Annotated in this window: 22 protein-coding genes and 2 tRNA genes; 3 read left to right on the plus strand and 21 right to left on the minus strand. The window is 53.2% G+C overall.

The genetic code is table 11. From position 1 onward, the window contains the following. Position 1 precedes the first annotated feature (1 nt). The 15 genes from tssJ to ACTJJ1_RS09880 all read right to left on the minus strand — a co-directional run bounded on the left by tssJ (position 2) and on the right by ACTJJ1_RS09880 (position 18576). On the minus strand, positions 2–520 hold the full coding sequence (gene tssJ, locus ACTJJ1_RS09810; RefSeq protein ID WP_440833366.1) for a type VI secretion system lipoprotein TssJ: 519 nt from the start codon (positions 518–520) through the stop codon (positions 2–4). A gap of 8 nt (positions 521–528) precedes the next feature. Further along, positions 529–894, minus strand: coding sequence for a PAAR-like domain-containing protein (locus ACTJJ1_RS09815; protein ID WP_112347634.1), 366 nt, complete (start codon positions 892–894; stop codon positions 529–531). A 5-nt stretch (positions 895–899) separates the two neighbouring features. After that, the gene (locus ACTJJ1_RS09820) at positions 900–1517 is read right to left on the minus strand and encodes a DUF3540 domain-containing protein (RefSeq protein WP_440833369.1); all 618 of its coding nucleotides are present in this window, start codon (positions 1515–1517) and stop codon (positions 900–902) included. Continuing rightward, positions 1510–2664, minus strand: a complete 1155-nt coding sequence (locus ACTJJ1_RS09825) for a pentapeptide repeat-containing protein (RefSeq protein ID WP_440833371.1) — start codon at positions 2662–2664, stop codon at positions 1510–1512. Before ACTJJ1_RS09825 ends, ACTJJ1_RS09820 begins: the two co-directional genes overlap by 8 nt. Further along, positions 2654–4873: a DUF2169 domain-containing protein gene (locus ACTJJ1_RS09830; RefSeq protein ID WP_440833373.1), complete on the minus strand. Its 2220-nt coding sequence runs from the start codon at positions 4871–4873 to the stop codon at positions 2654–2656. The genes ACTJJ1_RS09825 and ACTJJ1_RS09830 overlap by 11 nt, the downstream gene beginning before the upstream one ends. 12 nt (positions 4874–4885) lie before the next feature. After that, positions 4886–7126: a type VI secretion system tip protein VgrG gene (gene vgrG, locus ACTJJ1_RS09835; protein ID WP_440833375.1), complete on the minus strand. Its 2241-nt coding sequence runs from the start codon at positions 7124–7126 to the stop codon at positions 4886–4888. Positions 7127–7190: 64 nt separating this feature from the next. Next, the gene (tssH, locus tag ACTJJ1_RS09840; RefSeq protein WP_440833377.1) at positions 7191–9779 is read right to left on the minus strand and encodes a type VI secretion system ATPase TssH; all 2589 of its coding nucleotides are present in this window, start codon (positions 9777–9779) and stop codon (positions 7191–7193) included. Between the two features lie 16 nt (positions 9780–9795). Beyond that, the gene (gene tssG / locus ACTJJ1_RS09845) at positions 9796–10824 is read right to left on the minus strand and encodes a type VI secretion system baseplate subunit TssG (RefSeq protein ID WP_440833379.1); all 1029 of its coding nucleotides are present in this window, start codon (positions 10822–10824) and stop codon (positions 9796–9798) included. Beyond that, on the minus strand, positions 10817–12658 hold the full coding sequence (tssF, locus tag ACTJJ1_RS09850) for a type VI secretion system baseplate subunit TssF (RefSeq protein ID WP_440833381.1): 1842 nt from the start codon (positions 12656–12658) through the stop codon (positions 10817–10819). Before tssF ends, tssG begins: the two co-directional genes overlap by 8 nt. A gap of 11 nt (positions 12659–12669) precedes the next feature. Further along, complete coding sequence (locus ACTJJ1_RS09855) at positions 12670–13116, minus strand: type VI secretion system baseplate subunit TssE (protein WP_440833383.1); 447 nt, start codon at positions 13114–13116, stop codon at positions 12670–12672. Between the two features lie 81 nt (positions 13117–13197). Further along, the gene (locus ACTJJ1_RS09860; RefSeq protein ID WP_112347641.1) at positions 13198–13722 is read right to left on the minus strand and encodes an Hcp family type VI secretion system effector; all 525 of its coding nucleotides are present in this window, start codon (positions 13720–13722) and stop codon (positions 13198–13200) included. Positions 13723–13958: 236 nt separating this feature from the next. Next, positions 13959–15485 carry a type VI secretion system contractile sheath large subunit gene (gene tssC / locus ACTJJ1_RS09865; RefSeq protein WP_440833385.1) on the minus strand — a complete coding sequence of 509 codons (1527 nt, stop codon included), beginning with the start codon at positions 15483–15485 and terminating at the stop codon, positions 13959–13961. Continuing rightward, entirely contained in the window at positions 15485–16039 is a 555-nt protein-coding gene (gene tssB, locus ACTJJ1_RS09870; protein WP_112347642.1) for a type VI secretion system contractile sheath small subunit, read from the minus strand. Before tssB ends, tssC begins: the two co-directional genes overlap by 1 nt. A gap of 22 nt (positions 16040–16061) precedes the next feature. Then, positions 16062–17033, minus strand: a complete 972-nt coding sequence (locus ACTJJ1_RS09875) for an ImpA family type VI secretion system protein (protein WP_440833388.1) — start codon at positions 17031–17033, stop codon at positions 16062–16064. 1453 nt (positions 17034–18486) lie between these two features. After that, positions 18487–18576: transfer RNA gene (locus tag ACTJJ1_RS09880), tRNA-Ser, on the minus strand. A gap of 92 nt (positions 18577–18668) precedes the next feature. Here ACTJJ1_RS09880 and mtfA point away from each other — a divergent pair. After that, on the plus strand, positions 18669–19457 hold the full coding sequence (gene mtfA, locus ACTJJ1_RS09885; RefSeq protein ID WP_440833390.1) for a DgsA anti-repressor MtfA: 789 nt from the start codon (positions 18669–18671) through the stop codon (positions 19455–19457). Between the two features lie 102 nt (positions 19458–19559). Continuing rightward, a tRNA-Asn gene (locus ACTJJ1_RS09890) sits at positions 19560–19635 on the plus strand. 173 nt (positions 19636–19808) lie between these two features. On the opposite strand, the gene ACTJJ1_RS09895 is transcribed toward ACTJJ1_RS09890, so the two are convergent. The 4 genes from ACTJJ1_RS09895 to ACTJJ1_RS09910 all read right to left on the minus strand — a co-directional run bounded on the left by ACTJJ1_RS09895 (position 19809) and on the right by ACTJJ1_RS09910 (position 23906). Then, the gene (locus ACTJJ1_RS09895; protein ID WP_440833392.1) at positions 19809–20828 is read right to left on the minus strand and encodes an NADP-dependent oxidoreductase; all 1020 of its coding nucleotides are present in this window, start codon (positions 20826–20828) and stop codon (positions 19809–19811) included. A 167-nt stretch (positions 20829–20995) separates the two neighbouring features. Continuing rightward, positions 20996–21814, minus strand: a complete 819-nt coding sequence (locus ACTJJ1_RS09900) for an oxidoreductase (RefSeq protein WP_122289487.1) — start codon at positions 21812–21814, stop codon at positions 20996–20998. 142 nt (positions 21815–21956) lie between these two features. Next, on the minus strand, positions 21957–22739 hold the full coding sequence (locus ACTJJ1_RS09905) for an SDR family NAD(P)-dependent oxidoreductase (RefSeq protein ID WP_004946442.1): 783 nt from the start codon (positions 22737–22739) through the stop codon (positions 21957–21959). Between the two features lie 75 nt (positions 22740–22814). Further along, positions 22815–23906 carry an alkene reductase gene (locus tag ACTJJ1_RS09910; RefSeq protein WP_004946443.1) on the minus strand — a complete coding sequence of 364 codons (1092 nt, stop codon included), beginning with the start codon at positions 23904–23906 and terminating at the stop codon, positions 22815–22817. A gap of 138 nt (positions 23907–24044) precedes the next feature. Here ACTJJ1_RS09910 and ACTJJ1_RS09915 point away from each other — a divergent pair, with 138 nt between their 5' ends. Beyond that, positions 24045–24605, plus strand: coding sequence for a TetR/AcrR family transcriptional regulator (locus ACTJJ1_RS09915; RefSeq protein ID WP_004946446.1), 561 nt, complete (start codon positions 24045–24047; stop codon positions 24603–24605). A 59-nt stretch (positions 24606–24664) separates the two neighbouring features. Here ACTJJ1_RS09915 and ACTJJ1_RS09920 read toward each other — a convergent pair whose 3' ends face one another. Then, positions 24665–25624, minus strand: coding sequence for a GGDEF domain-containing protein (locus ACTJJ1_RS09920; RefSeq protein ID WP_004946452.1), 960 nt, complete (start codon positions 25622–25624; stop codon positions 24665–24667). A 408-nt stretch (positions 25625–26032) separates the two neighbouring features. Beyond that, positions 26033–26833 (minus strand): hypothetical protein, encoded by an 801-nt coding sequence (locus ACTJJ1_RS09925; RefSeq protein ID WP_440833395.1) that lies wholly within the window; start codon positions 26831–26833, stop codon positions 26033–26035. Positions 26834–26839: the final 6 nt, after the last annotated feature.

Genomic DNA, 26839 nt, shown 5'->3' on the forward strand with positions numbered 1-26839 from the left:
GTCATTCATCCATTTTGTCGTTAGCCACTACTGAGAGTGACGTCATTCCCACCATTACCTTTATTTGCGAATAAGCCAGCGCTGGTGATTTTTGTTCGGCTAAAGGCAATACCCCACTGATTTGCTGAAACTCCGCGCCGATAACGATCCACCGTTCCTGTCCGACGGGAACCTCAAAGCGATAACGCCGCGTCTCTTTCGGTTGCAGAATGCTCTGATTGCGGCTCAATACCCCCTCAGTCAAAGGCGCATCGCGACAAGGCGCGCCATCGCTAACCCCTTCCGGTATCCAGCCGGGCCGGGTGGTTTCGATCACGCACACCTTGACAGGCTGCGCCTGACCGGCGGCATTGGGATTCGCATCGGCACCGGCGGTAACATCAACGTCAATCGAACGCATTCGGTTGGTCATCTCCTGTGACGAATCCTGTGACGGATCCTGAGAGAACCAGCTGCACCCGCTCAGTAACCCTGCCGCCAGAACGCCCGATGCGGCATACCCCCGGAGCATCCTCACCATGGTGACTCCTATGCGTTGATAAAATATTTGGTCTGACTTGGCGCAATTTGATTCGCGACCATGTTGTTGTTATTGGTCATGCTCATATCCCCCAAACGCGTTGCCGGCATGCCCTGGATAAAATATTTCCCCGAGCCCTGCATCGGTTGCATTTGGGCTGAATGGGTACCTGAGGCGGCACCGATAACGCCCCCGGAATCGATAGTCGTCACCCGGATAGTGGCTATATTCTGTTCATTGCCACCGCAACAGAAATAGTTGGCGACGTTCGGTATGCCGGTATTGTTCGGCGCGGTATTCGGGCCCGGCGCCGGTATCATCGGATCACAGCCGGCAAAGCTGATCCCCCCCATGTTGGTATTGGCCGCTGTCATTTCGATTACCCCACGTGTACCTGGCCGCCATCGATCTTCAGCACCGCCGAAGACTTCAAAGAACCAATTTCGCTTTTCATGACAAAGCTTTGATCGGCATCCTGCACAATGTGCTTTGCCTGAACTTCGTCGGTTTGATCCACCTTGCGGCTGGCATATCCGCTGCGGACGAACAAGCGCTGGGAAATCTGATGCAGGGTGTCAGCAATCCAGCGGCTGCTGCGCGTCAGCAGCGTGAAATCCGGGCTATGCAGCATCAGTCGCTTAGCGCCATGCAGTTCAATTTCCGGCGCCACAATGCGCAAACTGGCGCATCGGCTATCGAGCGTCATCAGGGTGTTTTCCTGGCGGCGCGACAAAATCTCGGTAATGACCAATTTTGTTCCGTCAACAATGACGCAAACGCGATCGCCCTCCAAAGGCCGCACCAGGCAACTGGTGGCCACCGCCAGGCAATAAGCGCGCATGCCATCGACATACAGCCCCCCATTGGCGTCAGCCTCCAGCGTCACCACCTTGCGGCTGCCCTGTTCTGCCCGTGGGGCTCGGCTCACCAATCGCAACGGGGCAACACTGGTGTTGGCCCCCCCTTTCTGATGCTGTTCTCTTCTGGATTTATACATATCTGCTCGCTCCTGTAGGTCGCGGATAGGTTGGTTGTCGTGGTCCCGGTTGTTGATGTGCGTACCATTCATCAATGGCAATTAAAAAAGGGTCGGCGTTGAGGGGGGCAGTCTCAGTACGGCAACGTTTTGCGCCGTGCAACCGGGCCGTTTGCTGCTGTGCGGTGGACAAAGGTTGTTCCAGCAAATTCATCTCCCGCAAATCGGCCTGATTGAGGTTGGCCTGCGCCAGCTCGCACCGGTGGAACTCCGCCCGCGGCAGCACTGCCTTCTCCCAATTGGCGCCGTTCATTGCGCACTCGCTGAAACGCGCATCCTGACCTTGCGCCATCAGCAAAACCGCCTGGTTAAAATCGCAGCGCAGCAGCCTTGCTTCGGTAAAAATCGCCAGCGACAGATCGCTGCCGGCGAAGGAACACGCCTCCAGCTCAGAGCGGTGAAAGCTGGCCCCCAAAAGCGGCAGCTCAGCCAAAATACACTTCGTCAGCCGGCTGGCGAACCAGATGCGACCTAGCCCTGTGATGGCCTGCCAGCTGCAGTTCTCGATCTGGCAACTCCCCGCCACCTGCCGTTCCAAAGACAAAGCTTGCCAGACGCAACCCTTGATTTGGCAGGCATACCAATTGACGTCATGCAACAATCCCTGATGCATCATCACGTTCTCCACCACGCAGGCCTGTGCGGCAAAATGGCTTAAGCGGCTGTGTTCAACCTCCGCGCCCCGCACTTTACTGCGGTTCAGGCTGAGATCGTCAAACAGGCAATTAACGACAAAACACCCCTGTAAGTCGCCTTCGTTGTATGCCAAATTCCAAACGCTGACCCCATTCAGACTCAGGTTGTCTTGCCGGCATTCGCTAAATGTCAGACGCGCCAGCCGGCCGCCGACAATACCGATATCTTTCATCGTGCAGCGCTCGAAATGCAGTTGGCGAAGATCGCAGTCTTTAAAGACCACCCGTTCAAAGCGGCAGTCGATGAAAAAGCAGTCGCTCAGCGCCAGCGTCTGCAGTTCACGATCGTGAAAGTACCGTTTTTTGAACACCCGGGATTTAGGTGATACCTGAGCCAGCGCCCCCTCGACCTCTTGTTTGATCGCCTCGGCGTCAGGCAATGCCTGTTGAATAACGCGGCTGTCAGTTGTCATGCGGATATCCTCCATGCAGGGCTCTGCGAGGCATCCAGCACGCGCGTTCAAACAGGCAGCCGCTAAATCGGGTAGCCGCATCCTGCCAGGACATCGCCAGGTTTGCCGATGCCAGATTGCACTGGTCAAACCCCGCATCACGTAAATCGGCGTTATACAACATGCCTTGCTGCAGGCTGGTGTTTTGCCAACGCGAATGAGCCAGTACGCTATCTTTGAAACGCGCCCCCGCCATATCGCAGGCGGCGATTGACGAAGAGGTCAAATCCGCCTGATCGAAGTTACTTTCGATGAAAGAGCAGTGCAGTAAGCGGCACCCCGCCAGGTCGGCCTGTTTCAATCCGACTTTGGTGAAACTGCAATCACTGAACGTCGCGCAGGCAAAATCCACCTGCATCCCCGCCGTCATGCTTTCAATGCTGCTGCGCTCAAAGCGGGCTTTTCGCCAGACACCGCCAAGCAGGGAGTTCTTGGTCATCACCATGTCCAAGCTCACCGTCTCCTCGGCCAAACAGCGATTGAATATGCAGGCGTCCAATTGGCCCTGCAGAAAGCGAACGCCGCTCAGCACTGTCCCATTGAACATGCCATTGCCGATCGTGCAGGCGTCGAAGCAGCTCGCGCTCAACGTCCCTTGATTAAATACGCAGTAGTTCAGCGTTGACTTCCCAACCTGCAAGCGCTGGCCTTGCGGCGCCTCCAGCGTCACGCTGTCGAACGTCACCTCGCTCAGATGGCTTTCCGTCAGCACCGCGTCTTGTAACGAGCAGTGGCTCATTCGAACGTTGCGCAAGGTCGTCCGGGTGAGATCCGCAGCGACAAAAACGCATTTTTCGAACGCGCAGTTTTCCAGCGTCGCTTGCGAAAAATCACACGCTACAAAGCGGCAGCGGAGGAAGGTTTTACCCGTCAGGTGGCCGCTAAAACGCACCCCGCTGAAGTTTTTTTCCTCCAATGTCGTGACGTCCTGATAGAGCAGATCGGCCTCGTTATCATCAGGTACCTTCGGCAACGCTCCCGACTCCGCCGGCTCAGCCTGTTGCTGCCGGTGTGCTGCAATGGCCTCGCGGATGCGCTGATAAAAAGCGGCCGACGTCCCTGCGGCGGTGGGCGTAGGGTCGTAACGCAGCGAACTGGGGTGATCTGCGGCGGACTCGATGATGTTCAGCCCCATATCCGCCGGCATCAGGTCCGGGTCGAACAAAAACTCAAAGGGAGAGGCACCGTCATCGCTGCGCTTATGCAGCACCTGCTGGAAATGGTCGAGGGAACGGGGAGCATCACAACGATCCAGCGCCACCATCATCAACTCGATAGACTCATCCAAAAGATGCTCGACCGGCACGCTGCCGGTAAAGATCATCAGAGCGATATCGCTATCCGGCAGGAACCACAGCGTCTTGCGCTGCAAAGCGACGGTTTCCAATTGGCCGCTCCCATGACGGCGAACAAATGCCTGGCCGCGCACCGCAGGCAAGACGCCGTGAATCGCCTCGCCTTGCGCATGAAATCCCTGCAGTCCAAACGGCACCTGATCCGGCCACTCCGCCTCCGACAGCCACTGCGCGGGCGGCGCCATCTGGAAATAGCGTCTATCGATCGCGGCCGGCAACCCCGGGAAGACAGTTTCCAGGTATTCCTTGCCCGACATCTGGCTCGCCACCTTGTCGATATGCGCTTTACGCAGCAGGAACTCGTGCGGCACCGGGGTTGGCGCCGCCAATGGCGAGCGCTCCTGTGCGGAACCGTCGGCGGCCAGGCTCATCAGCAAAGGCCGCAGGCCATCGTCGCTGCCGCGCCCCAACGGGTTTTCCTTGACCTCTGTTCCCCCCCAGGCGGAAGGATGATCCATCGGCATTCTGAGAAAAGGCTCTACGCCAAGGGTACCGCGCCGCCCTTCCCCCTCAATGCGCCAGCGGCGCGAGAGGCTGCCGATATCCGCGCTGACGTTCAACGTTTTAACCGGCCGACCAATACCGGCATGCCCGGCGATCAGATACTCGGCAAACGGCTTGGGTTCCGCAGCGTCCAATGCAGGAAAACTGACAGGCGCGCTTCTCCACGCCTCCCAAATCTGGGCCTCGCTCACGAAGTGTGCCGGCTGGGTCAGATAACAACCGGCAATGACGCTGACGCCAAGCCTGCTTTCTCGTCCGAGCTGATAGCCCCCTTTGATAACAACCAACTGCTGCGGTCGTATGATTCTCATTGCGGTCCCTCGTTAGTTCTTGCTTTGCATCCCAACCGTTTTCAGGTCAACGCCGGTTTCAGACAGTGACGCGCCGGTGTAACTGATGGAAACCCCCGTAGTACTGTTGCTGCTGCCGGTGCTGCTGACGCTGCTGCCGGTCGTGCTGATGCTGCTACCGGTCGTGCTGATGCTGCTGCCGGTGGTGTCGATGCTGCTGCCGACAGTGCTGATACTGCTGCCGGTAGTGCTGGACGAGGCGCCGGTGGTGCTCAGGCTAACGCCTGTCGTGCTGGTTGAAGAGCCTACGGTACTCACGCTGACGCCGGTAAAGCTGGTGCTCGAACCGGTCTGGCTGGTGCTGACCGTGGTAAAGCTGTTGCTTTCACCCACCATGTTGTTGCTGATGCTGGTAAAAGAGTTGCTTTCGCCCGTCATGGAATTGGACACGCCGGTGTGACTGGTGCTCTGCCCGGTGTATGAGTTGCTCAACCCGGTAAATGACGTGCCGACGCCGGTGAACGAGGTGCTGACACCGGTGAACGAGGTGCTGACGCCGGTGAACGAGGTGCTGACGCCGGTAGCGCTGATGCTGACCCCCGTCAATGATGCATTGACCCCCGTTATAGATGCGGAAAAGCCGGTAATGCTGAAGATGTAATCCTTATAAGAAACGTGATTGCTGAACCAGTCGGTAAAGGTGCGGCGGATAATGTCGAACTTGTCCATGCCCACATCGGTGGCCTGGTTGCGTTCCACAGTGGTCTGCAGATCGCGCTCGGCATGCAGCATGACGCGTTCATTATCACGATTGTCATCGAAGGTCAGCTGGCTGGCGTGCTGCGGTTTGCCAAAGCGCAGCGAGCGCGATACCAGGCCGGTATAGTTAATGTACTCCGGCAATTGATAAGGCGGCGGGTTGTCGCCGTTATAGACAATGCCGGTGACCATAGGACGATCCAAATCGCCATCAACATAGGTGATCAGCACTTCCTGCCCAACGCGCGGCATGGCCAGCACGCCCCAGCCTTTCCCTGCCCAGGCTTGCACGACGCGGATCCAACAGGAACTGTCTTCCTCGGTAGTTTTGTAGCGATCCCAATGGAAATGGACGCGAATACGCGCAAATTTGTCGGTGTGAACTTCGGAGTTGGGCGCCCCCACCACGGTCGCACTTTGAATGCCCGGCATCTGCGGCCTGGGGGTCAGCCGCAATGGGCGAAACGCCACGTCATCATTCAGGGCGCTGAATTGGCATGTGACATTGCGCCCCTCACTGCTGCTGTCAGGGCCATCCTGCACGAAAATATAGTCACAGCGAATCAATTTAAAACGGCGGTTACGGTTGCCGTCCGGATGCAGCGTCAGGGTAAAATCTTTACCGGCCATCAGCCCCACGGCGTTGCTTTCGCCGAACAGCAAATGGCCGTCGCTCTGCATTTCTTCCAGACGCAGCCGTGCCAAATACTCACCGCGCTCGGTATCAACATAGCCCGCCGCGTAGTCATACCATTCCAGCGGGGTATTCTGCAGGCCGAGGCTGCTTTCCTCGACCTTGGTTTGCAGATTTTTTCGCGGGTTCAGGTAATCGAAATCACGCAGCACAATCTCGTTCGGGCGCACCTTACGCGAGCGCTGAATACGCTGGATCCCCTCGCGGATTGCCCGGTTCTCTTCGCTGTCCGGCATAAATGGCAGCACCGCATAGCCCAGGTCCAAATCATCGAAGTTCTGACGATCCGTGATAACCAGCGTATGCTTATCCGACTCATGATCGAAGTAATACCAAATGCCTTCGTCTTCAAGCAGTCGGCTAATAAACGCAAAATCCGTTTCTGCAAACTGCACGCAGTATTCCCGCGGCGGATAGGTTCCCTGAATATCCAGGCGATAATCGGCAAAGCTATAGCGAGCAAATATTTGCTCGATAATATCGAGTATGTTCAGATCCTGAAAAATACGGCAGTTGCGGTTTTGCATCAAAAACCATAACCAGGTGCTCAGTTCGAGCTTATAAACAAATTTATCTTGATGCTGCCCCGTATCAGAGGCGCCAATAACGTAGGCATAGAATGGACGCGAACCAAAGTCCGGCCTTTCGATACGAATATTCACCCCCTCGCCCAGCAGGGTTTCATAATCGACGTCGGCCTGTTCGCACTCAAATTCGAGCGTATATTGAGAATTACTCGACAGCCCTTCCTTCGTGGTGAAGCTGAGCGGAAATGCGTTCAAACCTGATAAAACAGGGTTATCAATTTCGATTAAAGGCATAGCAACCTCTCTGACACCGGATTTCCCCACAAGGCCGCTAGCGGCCAACGGGAAAAATTAAAAATCAGTCGAAATAAACACTCAAACTTTCGTTCTCGACCATGAGTTGGATGTTTTTCAGTTCCTGTCCCGTACGTTTGCGCTGCAGCACTTCATTACTGATCGGCGGTAAAATAGCCTGTTGCAATAGCGACTCAACCGCTCTGCCGCGCGATGGGTGCGTGCTGACGCGCTGGGCTATCCAACCGGAAATATCGCCTTCCAGCACCAAAGAAACGCCCACTTCTTTTTGCAAACGCTGTTGTAAACGGGAAATCTGTTTCGCGGCGATATGGGTAATCGCTTCGATGGAAAGCGGCACATAAGGGATCATATTCATGCGCGCCAGCAGAGCCGGCGGGAAAACACGCGCCAAAGCGTCATGTAACATCGGGCGTAATGCTTCGGTTTTAAGATCCGGCGTTTCTGACAGCGTGGCTTCTATTTCGGCGGCGCCGACATTGCACGTCATCAAAATAAAGCACTGACGGAAGCTGATCATGCGGCCTTCGCCGTCCTCCATCACGCCCTTGTCGAAGACCTGATAAAACACTTCGTGTATATCGGGGTGCGCCTTGTCGAACTCGTCGAGCAACACGATAGAGTAGGGTTTTCGCCGCACCGCCTCCGTCAACTTGCCGCCTTTGCCGTAGCCGACATAACCGGGCGGCGCGCCCTTCAAGGTGGAAACGGTATGAGATTCCTGAAACTCGCTCATATTGAACACGATCAGGTTATGCGCCCCGCCATACATCGCTTCAGCCAAAGCGAAAGCCGTTTCGGTCTTGCCGACGCCGCTCGGACCGGACAACATGAAAACGCCCAGTGGCCGATCGTGCGCCTGAATGCCGACGCGAGAAATGCGCACCGCCTGCGCGATCTCATTGATCGCCGTCGTCTGGCCGAATATCTGTCGCTCAAGCAATCGGTTAAGATTGAGCGCGTTGTCCAGGTCGTTTTGCAACATGCGCCCCGTGGGAATGCCGGTCCAGTCCGAAAGCACCTCCGCCACGACGCGATCGTCCACCCAGGGGTAAACCAATGGCAGATCGCCCGCCTGCAGTTCCCCCAATTGCTCCGCCAACAGCGGCAACCGGTCAGGTTGCTGCTGCTCCGCCTCCCGCAGTTGCGTCACCGCCAGCCGTTCCTGTTCCTGCCGCCGACGTAACCCGGCCAGAAGCTGCTCCTTGGCGAAAATCGCATTCTGCAACTCACTCATGCGGTTAGGCGCCTGGCCAGCAAACCTGACCTCATCTTGCAGGCTGTTCACCTCGGTTTGCATGGCCGCCAGGCCGGCTTCCAGAGACTCAATCTTTTCCGGCTGGGCGTGCTGGCTCAGTGCCACGCGTGCGCAGGCGGTATCCAACAGGCTGATGGCTTTATCCGGCAACTGGCGCGACGGTAAGTGACGCAGCGACAGATGCACCGCAGCCTGCAACGCCGATTCGCGAATAATGACGTTATGGTGCCGTGCAAAATGCGGTGAAATGGCACGCATCATGTTGACCGCGTTTTCTTCGTCAGGCTCGGAAACCAGCACATATTGGAAACGACGCGTGAGAGCGGCATCGGGTTCAATGAATTGTTTGTATTCCGACCAGGTTGTCGCCGCCACCATACGCAGCGTTCCCCTCGCCAACATCGGCTTAAGCAGGTTGACGGCATCGCCCGTACCGGTTTGGCCGCCTGCGCCCACCAGTGTATGTGCCTCATCACAGAACAGGATCACCGGCACGCCGGAACGGGTAATCGCATCAATCAGCGCTTTGAGACGCGATTCAAATTCGCCTCTCATGCTGGCACCAGCCTGCATTCGCCCCAGATCCAGTGACAGCAAACGCGCGCCTTGCAACAAGGGCGGTACCTGACCCGCGGCGATCTTGCAGGCCAGCGCCTCGGCTACGGCGGTTTTCCCCACCCCCGCTTCCCCGACCAAAATAGGGTTGTTTTGCCTACGACGGAGCAAGATATCAATCACCTGGCGCAGCTCCGCTTCGCGGCCGATAACCGGATCGATCTCGCGGGCGCGCGCTTGGCGAGTCAGGTCGGCGCACCATTGATCGAGAATGTCTTCACCGTCTGCGGAACCTGAAGCATCGCCGCGATATTCCCCCTCGGCGATCTCTTCTATCTCTTCATGCTCGACTGAATTGGCCAACAGAGACGGGTAATCATCAAAAACCTGCGGAATGGGGATCTTTTTAAATTCATAGCTCAACCGGTATAACCCGCGCTGCAGCGTGGCGTCCTGCAGAATGCCGACCAGGATATGGATAGTGCGCACCCCGCCGCCCGGAAACTCGGCAAGTTGGCTCATTAACAGCCCCCTTTCCACTACCGTTTCTAACTGCGCGGACAGGTCCACTACCGCATTGGTGCGGTTAGGCAGGGTATGGAGGATACGATCCAGCGCATCGCTGATGCGCTGAATATTGACCTCGTAATGCGCCAATATCAGCGGAAGATCGCCGCGTTCCTTATCCACCAGCACCTTCAGCCAATGTTCGAGCTCCACATACTCATGCCGAAAAGTACGGCACAGTTTGGTTGCCTCAACAAAAGACTGATAAGCAAAATGCCCTAATCGCGAGAAAAGACGTTCACGTTGATACACCTTAATCATCCTTATATTAAGTTGGTGATTGGTAGACCAGTTGCCTAAACGTCCCTGCTTTAGGTTTCAACCAGCCATCTTTGCTCAGAGATTTGCCGCCCAACTGCGCCGCCATTCCCGGTTCAGTGATAATGAGCAGACTGATATCGAGCATCAGCTGATGGCTCATAAAGTCATGGCAAATGCTCACTAGCGCCTGAAGCCGCCGGCTGCCGCGCTGATACTGCTGATATTGCGGTGCCGCCAACGGGCCAATCTGGATATGCGCGCCATATTGCGCATCAAAAAAACGGCTGCCGACGCGCGTTTCCCCCAGGCACCCCATCTTCTGGCTGTCGGCCTTTTTACCGTCGTCAATCCATTTGGCGTAGCGCGGCGTGACCTCGATCGGCACGGAAAAATAGGCCGCCAACATCTGGTTAAGCTGCTTCAGAGAACGACGCCCCGGCAGATAAGCGCCAGGATAAGCCTCGCGCAGCCGTTGAATATGCGTATTCACCGCCAGGCCCGGGTTCACCCCGCAGGTTTGCCGCAAATGAAGCAAGAACGGATTTTGGTGATCGGCATGGTCATGGCCGATCATCGCGTTCAACTGCGACCAGGCGCGATAGTGCAGCACGGCGAAACGCTGGCTCATAATGCCGACGAACTGTTGGAATGCCTGATTTCGCCTGGCGATGACTTCGGTGCGCGCATGTTCCGTCATATGGATAGGCAAAGGCCCATAAGGTGCAAACATGCCGAAGTGTCGGGCTTTGATCAGTACTTGCGGCGGACGCTGCTCAATATCGACTATCTCGCGCGAAGCGAAGGCCATATCGGCGGGCTGCGTGATACTCAGGCGTTCGCGGCTGCGATCGTTAGTCATACCCAGGCGTGGCGCATCCTGTTGCGCGCGCTCTATCCGCCGCAATAACTCGAAGAAATCCTGCCGCTTGGACAGCCCCTTGATTTCCGCGGCCCCCACCTTTTCGCGCAGGTGATTCGGCGGCGACTGCTGTGCCGAAGTCAGCACCGTTTTTTGCGCCAGCGGCATGTCAGCCATGATAGATAGCCCCCCAGTTGGCGTGAGTTTCCCCATCAAGCATCAGCGTCATGCTTAACGTTTGATTCAAATCGCCATAGTGGCTCAGCGCATGGTGCAGTACCTTACCGAACAGATAAGCGCCGTGGTCGGCGTGGTGGTTGACGCTCAGGTTGACGCTGATTTCAGCGCCGCGGATCCATGCCAACGGCCCTCGCCCCTGGTAGCGTTCAAAATGGTGATCTACCGAAGCGTTCTTGATACTGGCGATGCGCCTGCGCTGGCTGACGTCGTCCTGGTGGCAAAACAGCGATAGCCAGTCGCGCAACAGCGTCGAACAGTCCTGCACTTCGGGGCGCGCATAGCGCAAGGGGTTCATCGCCAGCATCTGAACGGCCTGCCATGCCTGGCTTATGTTCGGCACCGCGATGGGATTGGTCGGATGGCGCACAATCTCAACCTGGTGCACGGGCATCGCTGTTTCCAGCATAAAATGCGGCTGTTGAAGATGGGCCGGTATAAGGTGGCGCTCGCACACCAGCGCCTCAACGCTCAGCGAGCTCAGAGCGTCGATATCAATACCGCTTTTGCCTGGCGAGATGGAGATGAACGTATCCTCGTTGGGCAAATGCAGATTGTTATATTTGGATGGCGAAGGCTCACGCCGGCGACGCAGCTGGTATCCGGCAGGCTCGCGTTCACAGTCAAAATACGTATCTGCCTGCAACGATGAAAAAATCACCGGATTGCCGTCCGGCATCATCCCCTTGACTTGCTTGACGCTATGGATCTCGTACAAGGAGGTATTCAGGCGATCGACGACCAGCTGATGTTCCGTTTTCTCCCCCGTCAGTTGCAGCGGCGAGCAGTAACGACGGTAAAGGTTGATGACCGGGGTCGCAAAAAGGTGAAAATCCCTGGCGTGGACGCGACCAATCAAAGGGAGCGGGCGCTGCTCAAGCACGAACAACACCTCAAACTCATGTACTCGTTCGCATTGCAGCAGGAAATCCCGAACGCCGCACAGCTCCAGACTGAAGAAACGGCTTGGGGCAGCGAAATATTCACGCATCAACCGGCTACCCGGCAGCTCCCCCACCGCCACCGGCAGCAGCGCTTCATCGTCGCTTACGCCGCCCAGGCGCAAACTCGCCGGTGAAAGCACGCTAATCACCGGTTGATCATCCGTTTTCGCCCATAAAACTATACGTAAAGTATGGTTAAGCAACGTTGCCATAAGCTGATTCACTCGCACCGTTTCTTCCGCCAACGTCAGGTGCAACGGCTCGAGGTCGAGCGCAGAGAGGGAAAGTACGCCGTGAGTCGTCAGGCGCAGCCGCACATGTGCAGAACCGTCTTTCAAATGCCGAGCCACGCCGGCTGGCAAATGATGCGGCGGTAAAACTTCGCATTCGGCCAACGCAATCTCAACCGGCTGTACTTTGATGTGGCGCGCAGTGGTAAACGTGGCCGGCTTATTGTTCAGCGACGCATCGTTAAGCGTGAGCTTGCTTCCCCGCGGCAATTCAACCTGACTGTGCCACTGAGGGAAAGACAGATCGGGTTTGATGGCGATGGTCGCAATAGAGGGAACCGGCGTATACCAGAGAGGCGCCAAGCGAGAAAGCATCTGCAATGCAAACTCAGGCTGCTCATTGTTCAGCTTTTCCTGAACCCGCGTGCAGAGAAAAGCCGAGCCTTCCAGCAGGCGTTCGACGAAGGGATCAAGCACACCGTCGATATGCATTCCCAGATGCTGGGCTACCTGCGGATGAGACAGCGCAAATTGACGCCCGGCCTCGCGAAAGTAACGCAGTTCATCATTATATAATTGAAGAAAGCGCTCACTGAACATAATTCCCCCTACTAATCAAACACACGAACAGCACCACATGAATAATCAAGCGCAATGCGCAAGTTCACTAACATCTCATCGCCCGGTAATGAGCAGGTACCGTATATGTCGAATAAAATGGCCAGAACATAAGATTGACGTTCATTAACCACCGGCACGACACGAATCGTTTTCGGATCCAAACGAGGTTCAAAAGAGGTAATGATTCTTTGTATATGTTTCGCTAAGGTTAAAGGATCGGTGCTAATAGGTATCCGTTGGCTCAGCGAAGGCAAACCATAATTGAGCACTGAGTTTTCACAGTGCCTGTAATCATGAAGTTTCAGATCGGCGCTGCGCGACGCATCATTGAGCAAAAACTCTATATCGCGCACTATAACCTTCCGCCATTTATCCGAACCCGTGCTCTGAGTTTTCGTGCTGAGTTTATCGAATAACATTGGCAATGACGCTTTCATCTGCCGCCTCATTATATTTGGCTATGTCTGCCCGCAATAATGCGGGCAGACACCCTGCAATTAATGTTATTTCATCGATAATTAGATACGGGCATTAAGCTTGAGGTCATAACCCGTCTTGATTACCGCCCCCATGGAGCCATCATTATTCTGCTCTTTATACTCAACTTCGATACGGGCAAAGTTGAGTTTGATAACGTCTGTCGGAAGCACGGTATCAATTTCGGCGCCAACCGTAGAGTTCAGCGGCATATTGCCAACGGTTTTGAAAGACGAAACCAGGCAGTTGCTGAAGGTGACGGCCATAAAGTCCTGCTGCCCCTGACCTGATTTACGGCAGACCAATTTCGCCTGAGGAATATGCTCACCCGTAGCACACATGAGGAAAAGCTTCGGCGAGGCCTTGTTGCTAACCATGCGAAACTCAAAGTCTTTCATCTCCACTTTGCCAGAACCGCCACCGCTGCCATATCCCCAGCGCCCAGCATTTTCTTCAGCCCATTGCCAGGCCTGCAGCTGAATCCATCCTGGATAGGTTTGATCAGGTGATTCACCATCAACACCTTCAATCTTCAAAAAATAGTCTACTAAAGCTTTAGTACTCATTTTTGTCTCCTTGACTGATAGGTCTAACTCATTAAGTTAAAAGTTGATTCAGATAAGTTCGGACATCGCCTCCGCTATCATCACAATAGCAAGGTTAACGTTTATTTAAATATTAAGGTAAAGATGCTCGCAGCAAATAAATTCACCACTCCCACAAATCTTAATATGATATTAAAACATACTAGCCGCCGTAATAATTGGCGTTGGCAATATCCTAATCAATGACCAGCCGTAACTTATCTGCTCCCATCCTTTTTAGCTGACGGAAGTTTGGACACCAGTCGCAAGGATACGGTCATGCCTTCCAACTGGTAATGAGGGCGTAAATAGAAATGTGCTCGATAATATCCAGGATCGTCTTCGACATCCTCGACGCGAACTTCCGCTGCAGCTAATGGACGGCGCGCTTTTGTTGCCTCTGTGGATACCGAAGGATCTCCATCGACATAATTCATCAACCAGTCATTCAGCCAAAGCTGCATGTCGTCTCGGGAACGAAACGAACCGATTTTATCTCGCACGATACATTTTAAATAATGCGCGAAGCGACACGTAGCAAAAATATAAGGCAATCTAGATGAAAGTTTAGCGTTAGCCGTTGCATCGGGATCCTCATATTTCGCAGGGGCATGCATCGTGCATGAGCCGATAAAAGCCGCAAAGTCTGAATGTTTACGATACACCAGGGGTAAAAAGCCCGCGTCGGACAGCTCCTGTTCCCTTCGGTCGGAAATCGCCACCTCAGTCGGACAAGTGAGCTCATAACCGCCTTCGTCAGAAGGAAACGCATAGGCAGGCAATTCCTCAACCGAACCGCCGGACTCGATCCCCCTGATTTTGGAACACCAACCATACTCGTGAAAAGCGCGGTTGATATTCAACCCCATGGCATACGCCGAATTCGCCCAGGAAAAATCGTCATCCACGCCAGGCCGGACAGACTCTTCAAAAGCAAACTCCTCCACCGGGTTGGTTTTAGCCCCGTAGGGTAAACGCGAAAGGAAACGCGGCATGGTCAAAACCAAATAACGCGAGTCATTACTTTCCCGCAGACGCCGCCATGAGGCGTATTCCGGCGTCGTGAAGATTTTGCCAATATCACGCGGATTCCCCAGTTCGTTCCACTTGCTCATTTGCAATAGCGACGGCGACGCAGCGGAAATGAATGGGCAATGCGATGCGGCGGAGATTTTCGCCAACTCCGTCAGCAAGGTTACGCTCATCGGGCTGTGGTCGAACTCGAAGTCGCCGATTATGCAGCCGAAGGGCTCACCGCCGAACTGACCATATTCTTGCTCATAAATCTGCTTGAAGATTGGGCTTTGATCCCATGCCGCACCACGGTAACGGCGCAAATTGCGCGTCAACTCATCCTGGCTGATGTTAAGCACGCGAATTTTAAGCGTCTCGCTAACGTTGGTATTGTCCACCAGATAACTCAGGCCCTGCCATGCAGATTCCAGCTTCTGGAATTCCGGATGATGCAAAATATTGTTCATCTGCTCTGAAAGCTGTTCGTCGATCTGGGCAATCAGCGACTCGATGGTCAATACCACATCGTGGCTCACCTTTACCTTGCCGCGATTGGCGTATTCCGACAGCGTGCCGATGGCCCGGCGCACCGCCTCCGAAGCTTCATTGGTTCTCGGGCGAAAAGAGCGTTTAAGCAAGCCGTCCAGCTCATTTTCCACCTCGCTCTTTTCTATCTCGGCAACAGCGGTAGCCTGCTGCTTTGCCGTATAGCGTCGTTGCCTCGCTCCCATTATGCCTCTCCTTTATTGCCGGTGTCCTGTGCATCCTGCTCTGCGTCTGCCACCGTTTTGCGTGCATCCATCACCAGGCGATGCAGGAAATCCGGCTTCTCAAGCAGGTTTTTCACCACTTCTTCCGCGCTTGATTTCCCGTCCATATAAGTAATTAATTCAGTAAGGTGCTCTCTGGCCTCCAGAAGTCGCTGCATTTGAGGAACCCTTTTGGCAATCGCCCCCGGAGAAAAATCATCCATGGACTCGAACTCCAGCTCAACATCCAGCAATGAATCATCTTCACTTAAGGTATTCTCAACGTAAAACTGCAGGTGAGGTCTAATTGCTCGCATGCGATCGTTGAAGTTATCCTGATCGAAAGTCAGAAATTTCCGTTCCTCAATGGGCGCCAAAGGTTTTTTCCGATGTCCGGAGAGGTCGGACATAACCCCAGTCACAAAAGGCAACTCAACCTTCTTTTGTGAACCATAAAGTTCAACGTCATATTCAATTTGCACACGGGGCGCATTATTCTTGCCAATAAACTTTTGAGAGCTTGAGTCCTTAGCCATTGGAAAACTCCTCTGTAAAAAATCACTTCCCAGCCAATTGGTTTAACGATGCCAGAGATTCAGGCAAGAGTTCCTCAACTATCGTCGCGAAATCCATGCCAATCATTTTTTGCGAGCGTCTGATAAGAATAGGAGCGGGATGGCTTGGCTCATAATTCTGGAAGTAATCCAGCACCTGGTCCAACAATAAAATGACATCCTGCCTGGTACGAATATATTTATTCCCGTTAGCTATATTTACTTCTTCACCCGCTATATCGGACGACAGTTCCTCGTCAGCAAGCGGTAATTCCTGTTGTTCAAGAGAGCTCAGCAAACGGATAAGCGTCTGAAAATAATCCCGGACCTGGCGACAATCCAATCGATAGTCTTCCGCTTGCAAATTGGCGTAATTTTCCACCCGCTCCAAAGCCTCCAACTGCAACGTCAATTGTTGCTGCAACGAGGGTATACTACGTGAGGAAAAGTAGGCATTGGCCTGGCCAATCAATTTAACTGTTTCAGAGAAATGCTGATATTTTCCCTCTTGATCAACAAGGCGAAAATTGAGAAATTCATCTATTGTTAGCGAGTTATCGGGATAAATGCGGCTATTTTTTATCTCGTGCAGACAGGAGGAAGTGGCGAGCCAACCTAATGCGGCGGCATGATTGCTGTCCGCGGATTGGTCGATATCGGCCTGCGGGAAAATAGTTACTCCTTCATCAGAATATTGCTTATCGATTTGCGCAATTCCCAGATAAAAGGCCGAAAAACCATCGATATGAAGATTTGCACGCATAAGCCAAAGTACGACACGCAAATCAAAACACTGCTCAAGCAGCGCTACTGCCTGCTCGCGAATAGCATGCCAATTAACATCACGGGTGCTATCCAAAGCATTCAACGGATCGGTTTCACTATCATATTCTGACAGGGTAAACTCAATCTCACTATATCCAGGGTCAAATTCGACGCCATTTATCTCAGTATCAGTAAATGTGACTTCATTCATTGCCTGACATCCTTTTCATTCAATCAGTTGTTGCAACTGTACGAAGTGAACCTGTTACGTTCACTAATCCTTCCTAGATTCACTTCAGAGTAATTGTTAACCACCCCGCTAACAAATTGTTTAGACATATTAATTATTAATAAATCAATAGACATTACCTATCAAGTATTTGAAAGTGATCGATTTTAACGATAAAGATGTGGATTTTTTTATTTTTTACTAAAAAAATCAATAAAATAAAAAAAATCAATGCCAAATTGAAAATCAGGGGTGTGCCTATAAAATCGACAAATAAATAACTCCTCATTCCCATTAGGATTAGTATTGTAAAAGCAATCTATTACAATAATTAATCAAAAAAATAATAACAATATGAAACAGATAAAAAAAGCTGTACAGTTTTCCATGTGTTTTTGAGCACAAGCAAAAGAGGACGCCACCAACGATGGAACTGCTCACCCGGTATTATCTAAATAACCAGCACCTTTTTAACTGCAGGTTCTGGTGCGAAAAATATAAGATGGGGAAGCTTTAATTATTTATTTTAAGATAACTAGAATTTGATGAATGCGGCAAATGCGGCAAATGCGGCAAATGCGGCAAATGCGGCAAGTTACCTTGACCAGACTTATAGCGGCATTGATTAATAAATTTATTTTCACCTCCTCATAAGAAGATAAAAAACCATCAGTTAATAATTTAATACAGCGACTGACCAGAGAATTGAAACCCGCGACCCCGCTGGCAAATGGATTTCACTTAACCAGTATGCATCCGACGTTACATGTCGGTACAATCCAAATATTGCAAAAATAAAAATCATAACTTTAATACCAATTAATAAAAAACCAATTTAATTAACACTCTTATATTAGCCAACTTAGGTTGGAAAGGTTACCCTATGAAAACCCTAAAAATAAAATGAAATAACAGTGTCGCGCAAACAAGAAATGTGATAAAAACCCTTTTAAAACGACACAATAAAACCCTAATGAATACAATATTAAAATCAAACCATCATTAATCGACAACGTTTATCGCACCAAACAATCAAGACTATTCCTAACCAAAATTTAGAGGGTATTTTTAAATTTAATCCTAAAGAATATAATAATACGCACTTTAAAATACATATGAGAATATCGCCTTTTATCGACACACATATTTATTTCTCAGTGCATATTGTCGGCGACCGATACCAAACGACCGAAACGGTCTAACCCCGGAGATATCGATAGTTCTCGCTATATCCCGGCGGAACCAACATGGCTCAAACCCAAAGTACCCCAGACAAGCCAGGGAGGCACAAACACATTAAGCAGGGGAATGAATCCTGTACGAACCCAAGGCTTGCTCTTGATAGGGATGAAGGTTTTCCCTGCAGGCTAGGGGGCGAGGATAGGTTATCTGTGACGGGGATCGTTGAAAGAATTTAACGTAAATGATTGAATAATGGCGGAGAGAGGGGGATTTGAACCCCCGGTAGAGTTGCCCCTACTCCAGTTTTCGAGACTGGTCCGTTCAGCCGCTCCGGCATCTCTCCTGATAGTGCTTGTCATCATGCCCCTTTTTGCGGCATTTTTACAGAGTTAGCCTCCAGCCGAATGTTCAAGTGACTACTTTACGAGCAACGCGATGATTAAATGGCCGTGGAAAACGCATCAACCGCAGGCGGAAACGCTTGCTCAGTGGCAGGACGCGCTGGCGATCCCCCTGCTCTCTCCGCTGGACGAGCAGGAACAACAACGCCTGATCGTCGTTGCCGGGCAGATTTTGCAGCAAAAACGCATCGTGCCGCTGCAGGGGCTTGAGCTGACGTCGCAAATGCAGGCGCGCATCGCCCTGCTGTTCGCCCTACCGGTGCTGGAACTGGGGGCGGAATACCTGGACGGCTTCAATGAGATCCTGCTCTACCCTTCGCCGTTCGTGGTGGAGGATGAATGGCAGGACGACATCGGCCTGGTCCACTCCGGGCCGGTGGTGCAGTCCGGCCAGAGCTGGGAACAAGGGCCGATCGTGCTCAACTGGCAGGACGTGCAGGACTCTTTCGATCTCTCCGGCTTTAACCTGGTGATCCACGAGGCGGTACACAAGCTGGATATGCGCAATGGCGGCAGCGCCACCGGGATACCGTCGATCCCGCTGCGCGATATTGCCGCCTGGGAGCATGATCTGCACGCCGCGATGGAAAACCTGCAAGACGAGATCGACATGGTCGGCGAAGAGGCCGCCAGCATGGACGCCTACGCCGCCACCGATCCGGCCGAGTGCTTTGCCGTGCTGTCGGAGTACTTTTTCAGCGCCCCCGAACTGCTGGCCCAGCGTTTTCCGCTGTTGTATCAGCATTTTTGCCGTTTCTATAAACAAGATACCTTGGCGCGCTTGCAGCGTTGGCAAGCCGAAAGCGGCGCAGAAACGCCATAAGCGACCGCGCATTGCTCGCATACTGAGCAGTCGCGCCGAATCGGCGAATTTAGCGTTGACACACTCTGGGTGGCTGGATATGATGCGCCCCGTTCACACGATTCCTCTGTAGTTCAGTCGGTAGAACGGCGGACTGTTAATCCGTATGTCACTGGTTCGAGTCCAGTCAGAGGAGCCATATTAGAAAAGCCCGCTTAAGGAAACTTAAGCGGGCTTTTTGCTGTTGTGGCGCCAATCGCTCAGTCTGGGTGCATGAGGTACCGCACGCAAGAACATCGCCCAGGGCATTGCCAAGTTCTTAACGCTTATGTCCCACCACAGACCGGCACCCTGGTTGCTAACTGAAAAGGATTACTCCTGCATCTTGACGACAACTTTTCCCTTCGCATGCCCTTGGTCAAGGTAGGCAAGCGCATCCTTTGTGTCTACAAAGGAGAAAACCTTGTCGATCACGGGTGTGATTTGTTCAGTTTCCAGCAGTTTGCCGATTTGGCTGAGTTGCTCGCCCTCAGGGCGGACAAACAGAAATGAATAGGTGATACCTCTCTTTTTCGAAAGACGCATAATCTTGCGGCTCATCAACCCAAAGACAAAAGTCAGAAAGAAGTTTAACCGTCGAACCCGTGCAAATGCGGCATCTAACGGCCCGATGAGAGAAACGATCGTTCCCCCGGGCTTAAGAATTTTGGTGGATTTCTCAATCGCATCGCCTCTGATAGTGCCGAGTACGATATCGTAGCCACTCAGCACGTTGTCGAATTCCTGCTTTTTATAGTCAACCACTTCGTCGGCGCCAAGGCGACTGACCCACTCGACGTTGCCCGTACTCGTGGTCGTTCCTACCGTTGCGCCAAGGTACTTCGCCAGTTGAATCGCAAACGAGCCAATCCCCCCCGATCCTGCGGGGATGAAAACCTTCTGGCCAGGCCGAAGCCCGGCACGCTCTTTCAGCGCTTGCCAGGACGTGAGGCTCACCATCGGCAGAGACGCCGCCTGCACGAAATCCAGGTTCGCGGGTTTCATCGCAGCAGCGTTCTCAGGCACCACGGCAAATTCGGCAAGCGATCCCCTGCCCATATCGAAAATGCTGGCAAAGATGGCATCGCCGGGCTTGAAACCTGTCACGCGACTTCCCACCGCGGTGACTACGCCGGACAGGTCGCTGCCAAGGGTGGCAGGTAACTGAAAATTGAGAACCGGCTTAAATATTCCCGTTGGGATCATATTGTCGATAGGGTTCAGACCCACAGCGTAAACCTTTACAAGGATTTCATTAGCGTTGAGTGTAGGAAAATCCACGTCATCGAAACCTAAGTCAGGCGACTTGCCATAGCGTTTGAAAGTGAAGGCTTTCATCGTCTTATTGTTCATTTGTTGTTTACCCTATCGTGTTTGTCGATAAAACGTTCATTTAGCCGCCCTATTGGCCCGTAAAAAAGCCACGCCCAGGAGACCCTTGATAGATACGGCAAACAGGATCTGCCCGTTAAAAAACAAAGTAGACGTCAGAATCGCCAATCGAGAAAATTTCATTGTTTTTATTCTTTGGTATCAAGCTGAAGATTGTTGCGTACCACCTTATCCAGGAGTTTTGCCGGCGCAAATCTGAGCAAAAAATTCAATCTGCCTGCCAATTTTCCCGCCGTGTAACGCAACTTTGGCTGCAAAGTCTGAGCCGCTTTAACGACCACATCCGCCACCACCTCCGGGCTTTCCGCTTCAGCCATCGCCTTGCTGACCACTTTCGTCAGCTTGGCCCGAATAATTTCATACTCTTCCAGCTTGGCATCCGGCTCTATATTATTGGCTTCAAACTGCGTTTTTGTGTAGGCAGGTTCGATAACGGAGACTCTTATGCCCTGCGTGCGCAGTTCATGATCCAGCGCTCCCGAATACCCTTCAATCGCATGCTTACTGGCGGCATAAAGAGCCACGTACGGCAACGGAACGATGCCCAGTATCGAACCGATGTTGATGATACGACCGCTGCCCTGACGGCGCATGTGAGGCACTACCGCCCGGGTTAACCGGACCACCCCGAGAAAATTCGTGTCGAAAATGTCCTTGGCCTGTTTGATGGAGCTCTCTTCCGCTGCCGCCGGAGCAACGCCAAAGCCGGCATTATTCACCAGGATATCGATCCGCCCCTCCAACCTCAGCAATTCATCAATGGCGGCCTGAACAGAAGCGTCGTCCGTTACGTCAAGCGCCAACAAAGGAAAGGGATGTTTACCCGCCAGGGAACCACGGCGGCTTGTGCCGTAGACCCTAAATCCTGCGGCCAACAGTTTGTTGGCCGATGCCTCGCCAATACCTGATGAGGCACCCGTCACGAGCGCTACACGTTTATTTGTCATGCTGAAATAAGACCTTCATAAGCGGTTTGGGGTTTATCATCAGTGGTGCGATGACAAGCGATACGGAATATATTTGGCTTTAACGCTCTGCAGGAGGGTTCGAAAGATCGTTATCCGTGTCCTGCAGAGTGTCACTCATCGATTAAACGTTTTTATATCGCTCTGCGGCTTCGGCTTGTTTAATGTCCGAAAGCAGAGCCTGCCGCGCGGTATCCAGGGCGTCCCAGCGTGCCGCATTATGCAGAGGTGGAATGGTGACGAGTTCACGGCGATCAAAGCCAACCAGAGCCGCATCAACCAGTTCGCCCACTTCCATCATTTTGGACGAGTTGCTGATGTCGATACCTGCGCGCTCCCAAATTTCCGTGTAAGTTCCGGCAGGAAGTACCGCCTGGACGTAAACGCCCTTGGGCGACAGCTCCAAACTCATTCCCTGAGACAGGAAAAGGACAAAGGCTTTGGTTGCGCCATAAACCGACATTACAAATTCAGGGGCCAGGCCAACGATAGAGCTGATGTTGACGATCGATCCTTCACCCGCTTGTACGAATCGGGGGGTCACCGCACTGGCAAGGCGCGTCAGGGCAGTGACGTTAAGCGCAATGAGTCGCTCAATCGAATCAGGCGTCTGCTCAACGAAGCTGCCCGACTGCGCGATCCCCGCGTTATTAATAAGAACGCCTATCCGCAAGTCGTCGCGAAGACGAGCTTCGACGGTAGCCAAATCACTCGATTGCGTGAGATCCGCCGGCAGAACATCGACAGAAACAGCATTTTCTTGTCGCAGACGTTCTGCCAGGAGATCAAGTTTTGTCTTGTCGCGAGCGACCAGCACAAGGTCGTGGCCCCGGCGCGCGAACCGCTCGGCGTAAACCGCGCCAATACCCGTAGAAGCGCCTGTAATGAGGACTGAAGATTTGGTCATGGGTTGATTGCCTTTATTAATGAGTCAATAAAATCCGCAATGTGCGATGTATAGAGAAGCGAGCCACCCGCAGAGCTACTTGCCGCTCGCGGAAAGCGGCGGGTAATCGGTGTACCCTTCTGCGCCGCCGCCATAAAGCGTTTCGGGAACCAGCGTGGCCAGCGGCGCTTGCGTTTTCAGTCTTTCGACCAGATCGGGGTTGGCGATGAACGGACGTCCGAAAGCGAACAGGTCCGCTTTACCTTCAGCAAGCTGGCTGGAGGCTAACGCCAGGTCATAGCCGTTGTTGCCAATATAGGTATTTTTAAAGCGCCGGCGCAGAGAGCCATAATCGAACGGCGATACGTCACGGGGGCCCCCCGTAGCGCCTTCCACAACATGGAGGTAGACGATGCCTAATGCGTCGAGTTGTTCAACGAGATAGTCATATTGCGGCTGTGGATCACTGATCGAAATCGCATTAGCGGGAGACACCGGTGAAATGCGGACGCCAGTGCGCTCAGCCCCGATCTCATCTTTAACGGCAGCCACGACCTCTAACAGCAGCCGTGCGCGATTCTCGATAGAACCACCGTATTCGTCGGTACGTTGATTGGCGCCATCTTTGAGGAACTGTTCCAGCAGATAGCCATTCGCGCCATGAATCTCAACACCATCAAATCCAGCGGCAATGGCGTTGGCGGATGCCTTTCTGAAATCCTCGATAATGTCCTTTATTTCGTCCAGCTCTAGCGCACGAGGCTCAGAGACGTCAGCAAAACCGTTGTTCACAAAGGTTTTCGTCTCGGCACGGATGGCCGAAGGGGCAACGGGCGCTGCGCCACCAGGCTGCAAGTCGACGTGGGATATGCGTCCTACATGCCACAACTGCACAAAGATATGCCCGCCTTTTGCATGCACTGCGTCAGTCACTTTACGCCAGCCGTCAATCTGCGCTGGAGTATAGATCCCCGGGGTATCCTGGTAGCCCTGTGCTTGCGCCGAGATCTGCGTGGCTTCGGTAATCAACAGCCCCGCAGTGGCACGCTGCGCGTAATAGGTCGCCGCCAGTTCACTGGGTACCAGACCCGCTCCGGCGCGATTACGCGTTAACGGCGCCATCACAATATGGTTGGTGAGCGAAATTGGCCCAAGATTATAGGGTTGAAATAAAGGTTGGTTCGCCATGTTTGTACCCCTGTTAAGTGATGTGTGAAGCGACGAGCACAATGATGATGACCATAATCTAAAAAGTCAAACGGTTTGATTATGATCATCATCAATGTATACTTGCGGCATGCATTTTTAAGAGAGGGCCCGGAAACGATGAAAGTTTCAAAAGAGCAGGTTCGCGAAAATCGCATGCGCATTGTCGAAACTGCCTCAGTGTTGTTTCGTGAACGGGGCTATGACGGCGTGGGGATAGCTGAGCTCATGTCAGCCGCAGGGTTAACGCATGGCGGGTTTTACAAGCACTTCGGTTCCAAGGCGGATTTGATGTCGGAGGCGATGAGCTGCGGTTTTTCGCACTCTGTAGAGAGTACCGTGGGTATGGATATGGCTGGTTTTGTAGAGCAATATCTCTCACGCAAGCACCGTAATGCCAGGGGAAATGGCTGCGTGATGTCGGCACTGGGTGTCGATGCCGCGCGCCAGTCGGCGTCAATCAAAGAAAGCTTTGCGGCCGGCATTGAACGTCAGTTGGCCACATTAGAGCATGAGAATGGATCGGGAGATGAAGCACGCGCCGAAAGAATCAGCACCATTGCGCATCTTGTCGGCGCCCTGGTGCTGTCGCGTGCCTGTCCAGATGACTCTGCCCTTGCCGATGAGATTCTGGAGGTTTGCCGCTCCCGTATTCTCGGTCAGGAAGTCCATGAGAATTGAATGCCCGGGTACAATCGCAATAGGATGGCGGCGGTAACCTTTCTGCAAACATGCCCGTTTTAACTGACCGCGTTTTCGGGGCAGGCCTGAGCAACCCCATGTTCCGGGGAGGATGCCCATTCGATTCGGTTCCTGCCCCAAGACTTTGCCTGATAGAGCGCGATGTCCACACGCTTGAGCAAGCTTTCCTGGCTTTCATTTTCTCTTTTATTTCCGGCACCAATGCTGACAGTGAGGCGAACCTCATCATTAACCATCAATTCTCTGGCGCGGGTTAATATTTTCTCTGCCGTTGACTGTGCCTCTTCAAATACCGACGTTTGCACTATTACGGCAAACTCTTCGCCACCGATTCTGGCGGCAATGACATTATTTTCATACAGCTCGCCCAGCATCTGCCCAAAAGCTCTGAGGACTTCATCGCCAATATCGTGCCCGTATTTGTCATTTATCTTCTTGAACAAATCGATATCAATAAAAAACACATAATGATTCACATTCTGCAAATCCAGCAGCACGCGTCGAAAATAACGCCGATTGGGTAAATTCGTCAGTTCGTCGCGATAAGAGTCGATGCTGGCATCGGCATATTTATCATTAACATAGTGCACGATTAAATACACGCCAACGGCGACGCAGAGCATCCCTATGAGCCTGGTGAGGTCCTCGATGTAATAGCCTAACCACTGGGGCTGGCGGATGATTTCGTCCATAAAATCACACGCCGCGGAGAGGATCCAGACAAGCAGGCCGACGTTAATCCACCGGCGCTGGCTGGCTTTTACCGTTAGCCGGTTAAAACTCCATAAGATAAAATTAAGTATTAACAACTGGAATAAATCAAATAACCAGCCTGAATTTTGTATCCAGGAATGCCCGATTTTTTTTGCCGGGAAGTACGCCAGGTGAATGATCATCACCAAAATACACAGCGCCCCGGATAATACCAGCGGCATATACAGGGTTTTTCGCGATTCGTTTTTGGTAAAAAGTCCGTTCTCATTTTTCACGAATGGCATAGTAGCCCCCTGGTACAAACTGAAATAAAAATCATTCTCATGTAGATTTATTGGTCTACCCCTCTCTTAATTTACACGCCTGTGGCGGTGCCGGAAAGAAATCGAATGCGTCTGGCTGAAAACGTCATTTCGGGTGGATGCCACGCTGCGGGCATGGCTGGAGAAAGTCCGCACGGCGTTTGTGATGGCGCAGATTCGTGGGCTGACTTACGCGGAGATCGCTACCTGACTATGAGCATGAGCAAACCGAAGACGATGTGTTGGGATGAATCGGCGACCCCGCTGGCGGATGCTCGCCGCCATTCACAAGCCGGCAATGCAGGCGTCCCCCCCAGGAGCCTGCATTGCCGGACGAAACAACCGCATCACGCCGACCAGCGCCTGATGCTGTGGGGAGGATTCGCGGCCTCAGAATCTGCCGTTCATCCCCAATATCGGCCCCTGCTGCACCACGTCATACACAAAGCCGTTATGCCGATAATCGACCCCCATGGCCCGGTATCCCGCCACGGCAGAGAAACCGGGGGTAAACTCCCAACTCAGCAGCGCCGCCGCATCCCAGTCCAACCGGGATTGCCCGCCACCGGCCAATCCCCAGGCCGAAAGCCTGACGGTTGGCGTCAGAGCATACTGGCCGCGCAGCCCCGCAACGCCATCCACCCAGGTGGCGCGGTCGCTGCCCGACGCCCCATCGATGATCCCTCCCTGAAAATGCAAGCTGGTGCTGCTGTACCACACCCGAACGCCACCGGTGGCATCAAGGCGAGCGCCGCCCTCCTCCAGCAAGGTATATCCGCCACCGAGGAACCCGGACACCGTCCGGCTATCCACTTTCAGGCGTGATGCTGGTGCCCCATCCGGCAAACCGTTCCGCGTCGTGGTGTCGATGAACATCAGGTCCATCAGCAGGCTGTAAGGTCCTTTACGGGCCTCCCCCATCCCCATCACCGCCACATCGAGATCACGGGCAATGGCGGAAAAATCCGTTTTCATAAATTGCGTGCCCGTTGACCGATGGCCGACATCTCCGCGAATGCCTGCCGCCCAGAGATAAGGAGAAAGAGTGAACTGCCACTCCTCCGCCGGCTGATAGGCCGGTGACACCACTTGAGCCGCCTCTGCCGGGAGACTCAAAACGCCGGACGCGAAAAGCGCCGCAGGCAGAGTCCGCCAGGCGAGTCTGTTTTGCAGATTGTCACAATTCATCATGGCCAT

It is taken from the genome of Serratia sp. 22264, from assembly GCF_052045345.1.
GTDB lineage: Bacteria > Pseudomonadota > Gammaproteobacteria > Enterobacterales > Enterobacteriaceae > Serratia > Serratia plymuthica.